General features: G+C 37.5%; 12 protein-coding genes and 2 pseudogenes. 2 read left to right on the forward strand and 12 right to left on the reverse strand.

What is annotated here, in order from left to right:
• Window positions 1-58: 58 nt before the first annotated feature.
• Window positions 59-684, forward strand: a pseudogene (locus PUN35_RS09690) (spore coat protein).
• A 1,020-nt stretch (window positions 685-1,704) separates the two neighbouring features.
• Here the strand turns inward: PUN35_RS09690 and PUN35_RS09695 are convergent.
• Window positions 1,705-2,280, reverse strand: coding sequence for a YhcN/YlaJ family sporulation lipoprotein (locus PUN35_RS09695; RefSeq protein ID WP_014479276.1), 576 nt, complete (start codon window positions 2,278-2,280; stop codon window positions 1,705-1,707).
• Window positions 2,281-2,429: 149 nt separating this feature from the next.
• On the opposite strand from PUN35_RS09695, the gene PUN35_RS09700 reads away from it, so the two are divergent.
• Complete coding sequence (locus PUN35_RS09700; RefSeq protein ID WP_014479275.1) at window positions 2,430-2,876, forward strand: hypothetical protein; 447 nt, start codon at window positions 2,430-2,432, stop codon at window positions 2,874-2,876.
• 263 nt (window positions 2,877-3,139) lie between these two features.
• Here PUN35_RS09700 and PUN35_RS09705 read toward each other — a convergent pair whose 3' ends face one another.
• From PUN35_RS09705 to PUN35_RS09755, 11 genes and pseudogenes are all read right to left on the reverse strand, one after another.
• Complete coding sequence (locus PUN35_RS09705; protein WP_014479273.1) at window positions 3,140-4,312, reverse strand: Rap family tetratricopeptide repeat protein; 1,173 nt, start codon at window positions 4,310-4,312, stop codon at window positions 3,140-3,142.
• 291 nt (window positions 4,313-4,603) lie between these two features.
• Complete coding sequence (locus PUN35_RS09710) at window positions 4,604-5,392, reverse strand: DUF4145 domain-containing protein (protein WP_014479271.1); 789 nt, start codon at window positions 5,390-5,392, stop codon at window positions 4,604-4,606.
• 97 nt (window positions 5,393-5,489) lie between these two features.
• Window positions 5,490-5,873 (reverse strand): cystatin-like fold lipoprotein, encoded by a 384-nt coding sequence (locus PUN35_RS09715; RefSeq protein WP_033881966.1) that lies wholly within the window; start codon window positions 5,871-5,873, stop codon window positions 5,490-5,492.
• A 62-nt stretch (window positions 5,874-5,935) separates the two neighbouring features.
• Window positions 5,936-6,442 carry a hypothetical protein gene (locus tag PUN35_RS09720; RefSeq protein ID WP_031600318.1) on the reverse strand — a complete coding sequence of 169 codons (507 nt, stop codon included), beginning with the start codon at window positions 6,440-6,442 and terminating at the stop codon, window positions 5,936-5,938.
• Between the two features lie 14 nt (window positions 6,443-6,456).
• Complete coding sequence (locus tag PUN35_RS09725) at window positions 6,457-7,446, reverse strand: bifunctional lytic transglycosylase/C40 family peptidase (protein WP_033881969.1); 990 nt, start codon at window positions 7,444-7,446, stop codon at window positions 6,457-6,459.
• Complete coding sequence (gene conG / locus PUN35_RS09730) at window positions 7,443-9,890, reverse strand: transposon conjugation system subunit ConG (protein WP_031600316.1); 2,448 nt, start codon at window positions 9,888-9,890, stop codon at window positions 7,443-7,445. The genes PUN35_RS09725 and conG overlap by 4 nt, the downstream gene beginning before the upstream one ends.
• A gap of 3 nt (window positions 9,891-9,893) precedes the next feature.
• Window positions 9,894-10,220 carry a YddF family protein gene (locus tag PUN35_RS09735; RefSeq protein WP_031600315.1) on the reverse strand — a complete coding sequence of 109 codons (327 nt, stop codon included), beginning with the start codon at window positions 10,218-10,220 and terminating at the stop codon, window positions 9,894-9,896.
• A gap of 17 nt (window positions 10,221-10,237) precedes the next feature.
• Window positions 10,238-12,733, reverse strand: a pseudogene (gene conE, locus PUN35_RS09740) (VirB4-like ATPase ConE).
• Complete coding sequence (locus PUN35_RS09745; protein ID WP_041516364.1) at window positions 12,621-13,145, reverse strand: conjugal transfer protein; 525 nt, start codon at window positions 13,143-13,145, stop codon at window positions 12,621-12,623. The pseudogene conE and the gene PUN35_RS09745 overlap by 113 nt, the downstream one beginning before the upstream one ends.
• A 12-nt stretch (window positions 13,146-13,157) precedes the next feature.
• Entirely contained in the window at window positions 13,158-13,406 is a 249-nt protein-coding gene (conC, locus tag PUN35_RS09750; protein ID WP_031600311.1) for a transposon conjugation system subunit ConC, read from the reverse strand.
• Between the two features lie 11 nt (window positions 13,407-13,417).
• A complete protein-coding gene (locus PUN35_RS09755) occupies window positions 13,418-14,482 on the reverse strand; it encodes a conjugal transfer protein (protein ID WP_031600310.1) in 1,065 nt (354 codons plus the stop codon).
• Between the last annotated feature and the right edge of the window lie 23 nt (window positions 14,483-14,505).

Consider the following 14,505-nt stretch of genomic DNA (forward strand, 5'->3'; position numbering starts at 1 on the left):
AATACACGGCAGACTGACACAAAATACAGCTGATCTGAAAAAAAACGAGGAATTCGGTTTGGATCAGTTCAATCAGCAGCAGCAATCCCAAATGAACAAAGGTATTCCTGGCAAACCGCATAAAAACCACGGCGGACATGAAATGTTTGATATGCATGAGGTGCTTTCCGGAACACTTACTGTGCTTGATCAGTTTATGATGCTGAGACAATTCTGTAAGGATCAAGAATTACTAAACATCCTTGATCGTGCAGAATGCTTCAAAACAGGAAGCGAACCTTCACAAAAAACAGCAACTTATATGATGAAGGAAGACAACCAGACTGTTTACGGCATGCAGCCGTCACAGCCTAAAAAACCTGTTCAATCCATGAATGATATTGATGACAGCATCATCAGCCGACAAATGCTTTGCGCGATTAAAGCACAAGCTTCTATGCTGACGATGGCTTCTCTGGAAATGACAAATCCGGCCGTAAGACGCGTACTGTCTGCGCAAATTCAGGAGTATGTTGAAATGGCATTTGAAATTTTCCTATACCAAAACAAACACGGCTATTACCAGGTTCCTCAGCTTGATGCGCAGGATATGGAACAGCTGCGAAATTCATTCGCCCCTGCCCAAGGACAAATGCCTCCGACACAAGTCGGAATGGCGGAATGGGTCAGCAAGGACTTCACTAATAACAAAGGCATTGGATAGATACTATCCAATGCCGCACTGTTTTTTTCAAATTTTTTCTTAAAATCTTTTTCAAATTGATCAAGACATTCCTTTGTTGCTGATTTAAACCCTTTTTCAAAGTCCCCTTTTTTTGCCGTTTCCTTAATCATTTCTGAAATAATATCTTTCCCGTATTTGTCCGTCAGCTCATCGATCATATAAAAGCTTTGCAAATAGACATCAGTGTCATATTCGGCTCTAGCTTCCTGCCAGTCTCGATCAGTCTGCAAACGGTCAAAGGGCACGACAGAAAACGTGATCGGATCTATGAGCAATTCATAGTTCGCAATCCACTCGCTTAACCCTTCATGAAACCATAACGGAAACTCATCGGGATCCGTCTCAAGCTCCTTCAATTTCTGGTGAAACGCATGGTGCGAGTATTCATGAATCAACAATCTCTGGTACAAATAAACCGCTACCTCGTCCCCTTCTAACAGTTTCTTTTTCTCTTCAGGCAACAATCCGATCAGCTGCTCCCGTTCAGAATAAAAACCAACTACATCCAATAAACCGGAGTAAGCCTCCATCTGTTTTTCATTAGGAAAAAAAATAATGTCAATAGGCTTTTGATTCGAATATCCAATCATAATCTGATTAATACTGACTGCATATTCAAGCGTTTCTTTCGTCAATGGCAGTAAGGACTTTTCCTTAGAAGTGTAATAAATATCGGCCTGTTTGAATGACTCTTTCTTCATGTGCTTCGTCACTTGTTCTTTTGTTATTCCAGATGCCTGACCTGGAAAAGACAGGATATACATCGCGCTTGATACGATGGCTGAGCTTACAGCCAGCATCACAAGGACTCCGCACAGGAATAGAGCGGATGCCGCACGCTTTCCTATGCCATCCCGCAAACGTCTCCCTCCCTGAGCCGGTCCGTCTTGTACCTTTTTATTTTTACTCTATGCAGCCTGAGTTCGCAGTGTGTCATTAACGCAAAGAAAAAGCCGCACAAATTGTGCGGCTTTTTTCATTTATTCAGGGTTAGGGAATACGCGCTGTACAGTTTGTATAAATTCATCAAATAATCCGGCGATTGGGTCACCCTTTTGAATACGCTTTCCATATTCTTGCATACGCTCTACAAAATCAGGGTTAGCTGAAACGTAAACATTATCAATGTTTTTGTCAGTAGATCTTACCTTTTTGGCTATTTTTTTCTTCAAATTGTCTTCTACTGCACCTTTATTTCCATTAGTTAAAACGACTGCAACGTAAGCTTGATTTCCAGCAACAATGACATCGGCATGTTTTACTTCTTTTAGGTCTGTTACTTTATCAGCTGCTTCATCAGCAACCTCGAGTTTCCGGTCGTTGTTATTATCGTCATTTACACGATTGTTATTGTTATTGACATTATCAGTAACATTGTTGTCAACATTATCCCGGTTGTTTACATTGCGCATATCGTCATTGGCCGGATTTCGATAGTTTACATTTCTTACATCATTATTATCACGTCTGCCCTCACCTTGGTCGGCCACACCGCAGCCAGTCATAAGCAAAGGGATAAGAAGCACAGACGCAAGAACTTGTTTTTTTCCAAGCATGTGAATTCCTCCTTTATCACTTTACGTATAGGTTTTTCTAACTGGCTTTAATTATGCATGCAAATCTGGAGGAAATGCTTTCCCGGGAAATATAACGGTTAATTTGTCTAATGAGGGGGAAAATATGAATACATTGCAAAGGAGGGATCATGTTGTTCAACCAGCGAAGAGGAATCAGCCCCACAGCATTGATCATAGGATCAACTATGCTTATTGCTGCATTATCACCTCAGATCCGCCACAGAATCAGCGGGTTTATCACAGGACAAATGAACAGACGAAATTCAGAAAATAACACGTTTGATGCTTCTAATGTAGGAAACATAGTCAAACAAGCATTTAGCGGCGGCAGCGGTGATAACCAGGACCGTTCGCAGAATCAAAGCCAGCGGCAAAATGGCCGTCAGCACCAGCACGCAGGACAGCAGCAACCACAGCATCAGCATACACAGTCTCAAACTAGGCAAACTGAGACTGCCGCGAAAAAAAGACAGCCGCATTATGCTGAACCCATTCATTTTGAACAAAGCGCAATGAATGTCATGGACGACAACACGATGATGGAAATGCTGGAGGACTTAGAACCCGGCCGTTAAAAAAACGTGTAATCCTGTTGGATCTGCGTAATGATCCAAATAGTTAATTATGTTGGTTTTTCAGGCGTTTTTTGCTTTTAATTTTCTTGTTTTTTATATTTTTTCGTCTGTTTTGGAGTACAATTGGTGAGCATAAAAAAAGCCTTCTTTCGTTCAATGTTGAACGATTGAAGGGCTTTTTCATTTATGCTGCCACTCTATCCGAAGCAATCTTTATTAATTCATTATTAGTTCCCACATCAAAAGTTGAAAAGGACAGAACACTAGTTAACACCGCTACTGCCAATATGACCCGACTGAGTTTCATTAATAATCTCTCCTTTTTTAATTTTGTTTCTTGCTTCAACACTCATCATATAATATTCACTTGAGCGTTGAAAATCCTGTTTCCGATGAAAAAATTGGGCCACTTCAACAGCATAGTTCTCTAAATCTGCATACATTTTCATTGAATCAAAATATGCAAAAGCCTCACTAATCAATTCATATTCACCATTTGAAAAATAAAGTCCTTCTAATATTTTAAATTTAGCATTATATTCAGCATCATTTGTTTTATTTACAAACTCATGTCCTTTTTGAAAATAGTCACCAGCTGATTCTTTGTCACCTTGCTTGATCTTTACATGTGTTAAAATAAAAAGAGTTTTCGCAACAAAACTGTGATCGCTAACCTCTAACAAATCTAACGCCTTTTTTAGATGACTTGATGCACTTTTGTAGTCTTTTAACTCATCAAAGCAAATACCTATGTTGATGTGTGCCATCCCAATTAAATAATCAATTTTAATTTCTTCAGCTATTTTTAACGCTTCCATAAATGTATCCAATGCCTTTTCATATTCTAGGGAGTCAATAAAGTTTCCACCTAATACAAATTGACATCTTAATCTCTGTATAAAGTAATCATCATACCTTTGATATATTTCAAGAGCTCTATAGGCATAGTTAAGCGAAAAGTATGTTTGCTTCATATAGTAATAAACATATGATACTTTAAAAAAGAATTCTGCTTTTTCAATCTCATCATCTACTTCACTTAATTTAGCTTCTGCTTTTCTATATGAAGTTATTGCCGCAGTTAGTTTTTTTCTTCTGAATTCATACATCCCCATAAAGAAATGAAAATAATATTCCAACATTCCAGTAACATTGCCCTGGTCCTCCAACTTTTTCATAGCCAGATATGAACTTTTCAATTCTTCTGTCTTTTCTGAATTCATGTAATTGACCAATAACTCGTGGCGGAATTCAAGTAATTGATAATATAGTAAAGCATCTTTACTTTCTTCCATTTTTTTTAGATCTTCTTCAACTTCTTTTTTTATTTGTTTAGCTTTCTCAAGAGCATCATTTTTTATATGGGTGTACCATTCGTTTAATTTTTTTGTAACTACATCATATGGAATTTTATCTTTATCTAAAACACCTCGCAAGAAAATTCCCCCATCCTTACAATTGTGCGAATATTTACATTAATTGTATTATGTCAGAACACCCTTTATTTTACAAAGATGAATTGTAAAAAGGTACAATATATCTACACCTTTGCGGTTTTTTTGCGGTATGAGCAAATCTTTAGTGGCTTGACAAGCATGCTTTTAATATATAAAAAAAAGCAGACTTTTACGTCTACTTCTTAAACAGTTCATTTTATTCTTTAGTTGAGTAAGCGTGAATAAGCCTAAAAGATTTGAATAATACCTAAACCAGAAATAAAATTAGGGTTAACCTTTTAAATCTTCATCTTCTTTCAACTTCAATAACTCATGATGCTCTAATTCATAAGTGTTTTCTAGAATGCTCTCTACAATAATGATTATTTTTTTTGAAACTAATTTATCAGGTTCAACAACTTCATGAATCGCTTCATTTCCGATGCCCCTTATTTTTTGTAAAATAAGCGCTTGATTAAACAATATATAACCATTGTCATAAAGACCAAAAAACTTCCCCTCTAAACTCTCTCTTTTTTTGGGATTGGTCTCTCCATTTTTTTTAATAATTTGTTTATCCTTATCATAAACATACCCTTTTTTTATACCTAGATCGTTGCATATACCTTCTAATAAAATCCTTAAACCTGAAGCACACAATATATTAAGATTTTCATTATAAGCTTGAATAATTTGCTTATACAAATTATAAAGAGCTGACGGTACATAACTAAACGCTTTTACTTTTAGCCAATATCGGTTCTTGAATGCTTGTTCTATCCTATACTCTTCTGTATCCTCAAATCGTTTTTCTGGATAAACTTTAAAGACATCGTGCCACTCCCTTTCTCCTCTCACATATTCCCAAGTATCCTCATCCCCATATTGATTAACAAAAGAAATATTTTGACAACCTGCACACTCTACAATATGAAATGATTCCTGCCACTGAAATTCTGGTTCAATTTCTTGAAATGAACCTCTTCTATGACTCTTTATTATTAAATGTTTAGTATTATTTTTACATTTGGAACAGTAAACATTTTCCTCTAGTGTTGTTTGCTCAAATTCTTTTTTCATTTTATCCCCCCTTCCTATAAATTATAACTGTTTTGCATTCGCTAGCTAACAATAACCAACTTTCATAAACAGAAAAAAAGAGGAGCAAACACATGGTTTACTCCTCTAACTTAGTTTCTTCACCTTTTGCTTCTTCATAATCCGGTATCTTCTTTGACAACCCCAGCCTATCATTTTCTCCATTACCCGGCATATGGTCAAGTTCCTTATAAGAATCGCCGATCTTTTCATAATATGAGTAAGGGGCTATCTCTCTATTTGGATTATCTGTATAAAAGCCAAGCTGGATATATTTCCCACCATCAAAAACTCGAACTATTGCATTTTCTCTTTCCATTCCATCTGTATCAAAACCATATTCTTTATCTTTCTTTTTCTCCAAACCTATAACTTTATCAATCGCATCATCATATTTGTTTCCGCCACATGCAGTTAAAATTATCATCATTATTAAACTAAGGAAAATAAAAAGGTTTTTCAAAATAAACATTACCTCCTTTTTCAATATTTAGTATAAACAAACAATTCGATCTTTTCCACCTTTTATCCATTTCCCTTGACCTGCACATTATCAACTAACCAACCATCTTTCTCTTTTTTCATAGTTGTTTGTACAATTAACACTTGATTCGTAGTGACTGAATTTGCAGTTGTGGCGACTTCAACAATGTTTAAGAATAATTCATGAGATTCATCTAACGGCTTTGAATAACTCTCTAGTGAAAGTAACTCACTTTGCACACTGACTGTGTGCTTTTGATCAGAACGAGAAGGGAATGCATAATCAAACCCTTTTCCAGTTGTGTGCTTCTTAACTGTCTCATATCGCTTATCTATATCCGAGTAATTAAAAAACGCTTCAAAAAATGCCTTGTTTTCTGAAGCGCTGCTTGTTGATTCTATATGGTTCAATTCCTTAATTTTTTCTGTTAAAACTTCATTTTTATCCTTTAACTTTTCAATCTTATACGTTTGCTGTCCATTCGTAAAAAATCCGGTCAGCAATATCAATAATAAACAAGCTGAAGCCCATGCAATATGTGTTTTCATGTTTTCACTCCTAGTTATTTAATGCGTCCAAAAGATACAAGGTGCTCTCTCCAGTAACCTGATTTCAGATCAGAATATTCAATTCCACTGTCATTTGAATTAAACATTCTGCCATCGCCTACATAGATACCGACGTGAGTAATGGCTTTTCCTTCGTATGTGCCGCCAAAGAACACTAAGTCACCCGCAGTCGCTTCTTTTTCACTTATTTTCTTTGTTGCTCCATGTTGTTCTTGTGCTGTTCTTGGAAGAGTGATTCCAGCTTTCGCAAAAGACCATTGAACAAGGCCCGAACAATCGAATCCAGTTTTCGGATTTGAACCGCCCCAGGCATACGGTTGCCCTTCATACTTTAAAGCTTCTTTCATGACCGTTTCATAGAAATCCATAGAACCGTTCACAGGCTTTACATTTTTATCAGAGCCTTTCACATACCTCATGACATGGTCAACATAACTTGGGTCACCGTAGCTTTTCCAGCCCATTTTAAAGGCTTGCAGCCGGCTAAAATCGAGTGCTAATTTCTTAGTGTATTTCCCGCCATTCTTTTTCACATAGTCTATAAATCCAGAACCGAAGTTGTATGCCTGTAAGGTTAAACGAACATCACCGCCAGCCTGTTTAAAAACCTTCTTAAAATGTTTAATGCCAACTTCAATCGAACGTTCTGGGTCAGTTATGGAGTTTGGAGGTAAACCGATACTCTCGGAACTTTGCATAATATCTAAAGAACGCCCACCACTTTCCTGCATGGTGAGCGCCATTATAATATTCACTTGGTCAAAAACGCCTTCCTGACGGGCGTATTTCTCAAATACAGCCCTAAATCGTTCGACCTCCGGTGCAATGCCAACTGTTTCATATTCGCCATCCCCGCCGCCTATGAAATCGTCTCCCACGTGATTTTCTCTTGAAATGGTCATAATCACTGCGATACATAAAACAAAAAAGAAGATAAAAGGAGCCGAGAACACCACAGGAAGAACTACCTTTTTACTTATCATTTTGTCCTTTCATCCCTTCTCAGTCGATCTTCTACTTTTGATGAAGAGCGTCTTGCAATTTCATTTAACGAGACTTGCTCAAATGTATTAACGCTTTGTTCAGTCCGTTTAACACTAGGTGCTGAAGGCTGTTTTTCTCTTGATACAGTCTTACTTTCAGCAGGGGCAACAGTCTGTTTTTCCTCAACACGAATACCATCTGAATGAACTTTTGCGGGTTCAGATGGTCTGATTTTACGTGCGTTATTGGCAATAGGTTGATTTTCTACTTTTGTAGATTGAGAGCTTTCAAAACCGAGCTCCGGGTCAGGGTGATTCGTCATAACTTTTTGGTCTGATCTTTTGATCTCTGCTGATCTCTCTTGTGCTACAGGCTCACTCTTTGAAACAGAATCATCTTTCTGCACTTCAAAATCTTGTTGCTGATCTGTTTCAGGATTTTGCTTTTGTTCTTCATAAACATACTCTTTCTGATCAGTGCGTTCTGTATCTTTATCATTCTCTTGTAAGACAGGCGCTCGATTAGAAGCAATTTCTTCTTCATGTTGTAATGATGCAACGTCAGTTTGTTGCTGGTTATTGGGCTGTTTAAGAAGCTGTTCCACATATTCTTTTTGATCTGTTCGTGCTGATTCATCTTTTTTATCCTGCAAGATAGGTGCTCGTTTGGATAAATCCTCATTTCCTTCATTCAAAGCATCTTTCAGCATAGGAGAGTTTATCCCGTCTTTTCTCAATCTGTCTAAATGGGATTGCTGTTTATTTTCTTTTGCATTTGCAAAGACTTCTTTTTGTTTTTGCTTTTCTTGTTCTTTCGATAGAGTTTGAGGATTTCGTTTTAAGCTTCGACTGTTATGACTAGCTATTCCGTTTGCTGTTTCTTTTTGCGGGGTTCTTGAAATGGCATGAGTATTATCATAGCTCATAGCAGCCCCACTCGGAGAATTACCGCCGGCACTTGGAGCACCAGTTACGCCATCAGCATTCGAACCGTCTTTTCTTCCCCCAAAATGCTTTGTAAAGTCAGTAAATACGCCGCCTCCGTTACCCCATACTCCACCTATTTTCTTTGCTTGTTCCCAAGCAGGCTGAACAATGTTTTGTCTCATGTTTTCCATCATATTATTATCAACTGAAACTACTTTTCCAGCAGTCACAAACTTGATAATAGCATCCCTCTTGTGAAAACCAATCCACAAAATTGAGGCAAGGACAGCAACATTCAAAAGATACATTCCGAAACCGTTTGGAGGTATTAACTTGTCAACGATAAAACATGTCACGTACACAAACAGAACAATAATACCTAACATTGCTTTCAGTAGATAAACACTCCCCAAACGTCCAAGAGTGACAAATCCAGAGTAAGCTAATTGGGGAACATACGCTAATATGAAAGCGAATGGTACGAAAAAGACAATGACTAAAGCAACAACTTGAAGCAAGAAATTAAAAAACGCTAGTGCCAAAAATGGGATTCCAATAACAATAGAAGCGACCACAGCAATAAAAGATTCTCCAAGCTGATTAAACACATTTCCAGAAGTCATAGATTCATTTTTATATTCATCAATTTCAGTTTCTTTTATATAATCTTTTTTATCTTTTTCTCCATCCTCTGAAAGCTTATAAGAAAGCAGTTTATCTATACGATTAAGTCCGCCTTTATCTGTATCTTTCTCATTGATTTTCTTTTCGCTTGTTTCATCAAAATTCACAATTAAAAAAGGCTTCATCAAAGCAATGTCAAAGTAAAGATTACGCATAACCGCAACTGTGCCTTCCATTTCTTTTCCTTTTTCAATCCCAGAACTGTCTGCAAAATTGCCTTCATCACGCACAATACCAACCAATCCATTTCCCGCAGTTAAAAGCTTTCCTTGCGCTTCTACAGACAAGGCATTCAACGCTTTCATGTAATAACCAGCGTTTGACATCCAAAGCCCGCCGATCACCATGACACAAATAAATAGAATACTCCGTCGCATTGCTTCTTTTATGCTACCTCTTACACAGAACAGGTAGACAACATAGGCACATGTGAAAATAAATAAAGCTTCACCGAAATTCTTTTTCAGTGTTTTATAAACTGTTTTAGAGACATTTGTAATAGAATTTGCAAACTCGTCAATTGGTTGCAAGTTATACAAAATATCCATTCCCGCATCAACCACACGGACAATGTTTCCTGCAAAAGAAAAAGTGACGTTTGTCAGTCCAACAAACGCCCCCTTGATTAAATCGTCAGATGCTTCATTATTCGCTTGATAACGTGAGATAGGAAACCTTTTCACCTTCAATTCCACGCCGCCAGCTTTTTCGACTTTTGGCTGTGTCGTTGTATCTCCATCAGCCGAAATAACAGTGACAGCTGAAGCAACAGTTAGAAACAACAACACGATAGCCGACACAATTAGAATTCTTTTTTTCTTCATCACAACCACCTCCTAATCTAACCGAGTTAATAAATAAAATTGGTATTTGGCTTTCTCTAAGTCTCTTTGCGTTAGCAGCACGTTTTCGGGATATCGTTCATACAGAGAGAAACAGATTGCTTTTTGATATTTCATATGCCTAAAAGTCTTTCGGTTTTGTTCAATCTTGATGCCTAATAATTTTTGCAGAAACAGTGCCGTTGATTTATGCCCGATAAAACTTTTGTATCGCCCGTCATAATGATTCAGCCATTGTTTCACTTCGTCCAATGTGATTTTTTCAGCTTTATAAAAGCCTGGACTCGTGACAACAAGAGAGTTTAAGAAAGCTATTTCCATGTACGATTCAACCCCTTTTACAAATATTTTTCTTCCGCATATGCAACAGCTTTTTTCTCGACTGTTTTTAAAGCGCCTTGCCATTCTTCGAATAGGCATTCAATTGAAATTTTGGAGGTACGGCCATAGTAATCTTTAAATAAGCATTGACCTTGAAACATGGATTCCATCATTTTTTTGTTTTCTTTTGTGACCTCCATGTTCATCCATTTCAACACTTCTTCACGCTCATTCGGCTCATCAAAGGCAAAGGCAACACCGAAGTTTCCAGAATCCTCTTCTTTTAAAGCGTCTTTTGTGGATTGGGAAATGAAGTATTCCGCATTGTTGTATGAGCGACCAATCCGGCGCATTTGTCTTTCTACTTTTTTTCCTTGTTGTGACGTGGTAAATATCCAAGCTTCATCTATAAATTCAACAGTCTGTTCATCTTGATTCATGCCGAATAGTTCGCAAAACTTACCGAGTGCAAACATGACGGCACTAGATTTTAATTGTGATATCGTGTAGTTTTCGAGTCGCTCAGCATGATCCGGCAAATCCATATTTTCAACTTCTAAAATGGTAATTCGCTTTTCTAGTGACAATGCAGGATTTGAACCATCATGAATACAAAGTTTCAAAATGGAATCTGACACGACCTCATTTAAATAGTCACCAGCTTTTTGTACAGCTTCTTCGGGATGGCTCTGCATCTTCCGAATAATATCAAGTGAGCCGACCTGTTCACCTTTTTGTTTCGCATCAATCACTTCTGACGTAGCACGAAGGAAAGCTGTGTTTATGTCGTCCTTCCCTTTAAAGTCATATACTTGTTCAAAAATGACTTGAACTAGCTCTTTTGCTTTCATAGGAGGGAGGAAGGAGATAGGGTCAAGCGCTCCCCAGTTGTGCGTGTTTTCATGATCTAGCGTGATATAGTTGTATTTCTCTAAATGTGCAATATATAAGGGAAAGTTCTCTCTAATGTACTCATCATTCAAGACTCTTTGAATCCACTTTCTCATTTCCTTTTTAGGGTCTATATACAGAGATTTGATGTTTAACATGCTGATATAGTTAAAGATCAATTTCGCTAGATATGACTTGCCGTTTCCTGTGTCTCCTGTGATTAAGCAGTGAGGAGAACGTGTCTTTGAACCTTTTAACTGCTAATTCGCTAAGAAAGGGTGGAATAAGACAAAATCACGGCTGGACATAATGGCACTTTCTAAGTCGGTGTGCTCTTGGAAACGATCAACCCAACCGAGAAAGAACCCGATTTTCGAACCAATATCAGAGTTAACAGCAAACAGACTTTCTGCCACACCGTCTTGCGTTGTTTTTTGAATCCAGTTCTTATCAGTTATGTCTAACTTTTCACCAGGAAGCATTTTATAAAAAAGGTTCAGTTGATCAGCCACCGGAAGCCGACAAGTAATGCCAGCGCCTTTTAAATGCCTTTTGACAATCGTTGCTTTTCCCACACACTCTTTTTTTGTCTTTCCATGAACGACTATCACCGACAGCCAGTTCATCACATGCACATCTTCTTTCTTTATTTCATCTTGTAAATGCCTTATCATTGTGGCACTTGTGACAGTGGAAACATCACTTCGATCGCCTGTGCTTTGTTGTTCTTTTTGTTCTTCTTTCAATTGCTGTCTTTTGAGGTTGAGGGCAGGCTTGGTAATGGACTTTGATTCCGTTTGAATTTTCATCTGAACTTCAACAGGGAAGGGAAGAGACTGCGCTTCATAAAACAAATCACTTTCCGACATATTGTGAAGAAATTCGTCAATCACGACAAAAGCTGAATAGCCTTCATCTTGGTCACTATGCAGATGTAAAACTGATGGGTCAGTGGGGTCTATGATCGTGTTTGTAATAGAGCGAACATCCTTTATCTCACTTTCTTCATTCGTTTGGTGCTTTAACCCACGTACAAAGTGATAACGGTTAATGTATGTCATTTCTGTTTCTGAAAGCCGTTCTCCGCGAACAGAAGCCATGATATTCGCTAGTGTTTCTTCGACTTCCTCATATTTTTCAAAAAAAGAGGTGGAAACATTTTGTTCCCACCCGAGCATTTTCACGACTGTATCAGTCGCTGTATTGAAAAAAGATAGTATATTGTCTTTAAGTTCGACACTAATATTTACAAGACTGCTTTTCAGTTTTACACCTAATATGAAGTCATACTTTGTCAGCCTTCCTAATCGCTGTTCTAACAGCCTTACCGTTTCTTCATTGTAGTAACGTGCCACATCCGTTGCATCTGCCGCAATATCTGTTTCTAAATCCTTAAATCGTTTTTCTAATTCATACTCACTTGGATACATCATCAAGTGAAAATCCTCATAAGATGTAATTTCTTCAAAAAGATGCTGCCACTTCTTTTTATACGATTCAACTTTTTCTTTATTTTGCATAGGAATCGAATTGCTTTTTATTCGGTAGTACGCCCACACGTCGCCCGTTCTTGTTAACAGCAAATTCTTGTATATTGCCTTCATAGGCGTTTTTAGTCTCATCCGAATAATCCACCACCTTCACAAGTTTTCGAAACTCAATTTGTTTTTCATTACTTAAATCAACCCTTCGGTCATTGCAAAACTTCTTTTGTGGAAGCTTGATGAAGAAGTAATACTTTGCAAAATCAATGAAGTATAAATAGATGTTTTTGCCTTCCGGCTTTATTTTCGTAACAAGCATTGTGAAAAAAATCGGTATTCCAAAAATCACGATGACGAAACTGTTATCAAAAGCGTGAGGAAAAATCATCCTCACGCCGTACCAAAATCCAAAGCAGAGACCAACAAAAATGAAATAGTTAATAGCCGGTATTAACTCAACTGCAAAGGGTAACGAATAATTTTCGGTTAATTGCTGAATCTTTTTCGGCTCTCTCATTGCCTTCCGGTAGTTGAACACCAGACGCCCCATTCAAATGCCCCCTTACAGTTTTTCCATTAGCGCATTGATCCAGCCGGAGAATTCTGGCCAGTGCTTAATAATCCATGTAACCGCACTACCAATACAGCAAACAAAGATAATACCGCCCATTTTTAATCTCATCAGATTCTTTGCAGCTATGAACATGACCACAATCGTAATGAATTGGATAACAACATCTGATGCCCAACCTTTTACCCCTCCAAGTGTTGGAAGGTCTGCGCCAAGAATAAAGAAATTCATGAAATCCATATTTAAACCTCCTATTGATGTTTAAGTTTGTTTACATAAAACTGACCGCTGTTTTCCGTAATCTCTAGACTGAATTTTTCATTTACCGGAATGTCATTTTCTTTTTCCTTAAATCGGACAGCACAAAAAACCTCGAAACCTTTTTTCGTCTCGAAGATTTTCACTGACTGCACTTCCCCAAATAACAAGTTTCCTTCCAATGCTTCCGGCTTTTTCATCATATAAACCATTTCTTCTTTCTTTTCAGAAGCGTATTTCTCAAAGAAATTTTGAAGAAATGATTCGATAGATTCTTTTTTCTCGCCTGCATATTCGTCTCTAGTTTCTTCTTTTCCCTTAAAAGCAATATCGCCTTTCAGATCATAAATCTGTGTAAAGTAAGGGACAGCAGATACCGCAAAGGAATCATCTTTATTTGTGACTGGAATATTCAGCAACATTTGTTTCTCAGATTTTTCGTTTGTTTTAACCTTTTCTTTCACCTTCTTTTTCTTCTTTCCGTCTTTAACTTCTTTTTCAACTTCCTTTTCTACAGGATATAGATTTTCATATGTGACCTTATATTGAAAAAGGCTGTTTTTATCACCTTCTTTCACGTTATATAAGCTGTAATCTTTTAACTCTCGATCACCTTTTAAGCCATCCACATTAAAACGATCTTCATCCTCAAAATGGTTATCTTCCTGTTTCACCATGTAGCTTTCAAGGCTCTGCATGCGTTTTTCAATAGATTCTTGATCGTTCTTCACATTCACATATTCATTGATGAACCCTGACAGAAAGTTTTCAGCAGCAGTCACCGAAATTTTTTGTTTATCTTCATTTGTTGGCTTATTCGCTTCGTCTTTCATGTCATTAAGTTGGGATCGAGTATTAATTGACAGAAGCACGGCAAGCAGACATATAAACAGCAAGCCCCCTACACAAGACCATAATGTGACGGCTATCAGCTTTGACCTGTCACGAGGAACTTTCTGTTTATCTTTTTCCGGTCTTTCAATTCGTTTCAGTTTTTGAAAAGCAGACCGAAAAAAGGACTCTTCTTTTTTATCCGAGCCAATTTCTTTATGGAGCAATTCGATTCACTCTCCTTTCATAT

Source organism: Bacillus sp. N3378-2at (assembly GCF_033412715.1).
Taxonomy (GTDB): domain Bacteria; phylum Bacillota; class Bacilli; order Bacillales; family Bacillaceae; genus Bacillus; species Bacillus subtilis.

Bases quoted from the DNA above. Each gene is read 5' to 3' on its own strand.
- PUN35_RS09695 (WP_014479276.1), bottom strand. From the start codon at position 2,280: ATGCTTGGAAAAAAACAAGTTCTTGCGTCTGTGCTTCTTATCCCTTTG.
- PUN35_RS09700 (WP_014479275.1), top strand. From the start codon at position 2,430: ATGTTGTTCAACCAGCGAAGAGGAATCAGCCCCACAGCATTGATCATA.
- PUN35_RS09710 (WP_014479271.1), bottom strand. From the start codon at position 5,392: ATGAAAAAAGAATTTGAGCAAACAACACTAGAGGAAAATGTTTACTGT.
- PUN35_RS09720 (WP_031600318.1), bottom strand. From the start codon at position 6,442: ATGAAAACACATATTGCATGGGCTTCAGCTTGTTTATTATTGATATTG.
- PUN35_RS09725 (WP_033881969.1), bottom strand. From the start codon at position 7,446: ATGATAAGTAAAAAGGTAGTTCTTCCTGTGGTGTTCTCGGCTCCTTTT.
- PUN35_RS09735 (WP_031600315.1), bottom strand. From the start codon at position 10,220: ATGGAAATAGCTTTCTTAAACTCTCTTGTTGTCACGAGTCCAGGCTTT.
- PUN35_RS09745 (WP_041516364.1), bottom strand. From the start codon at position 13,145: ATGGGGCGTCTGGTGTTCAACTACCGGAAGGCAATGAGAGAGCCGAAA.
- conC (WP_031600311.1), bottom strand. From the start codon at position 13,406: ATGGATTTCATGAATTTCTTTATTCTTGGCGCAGACCTTCCAACACTT.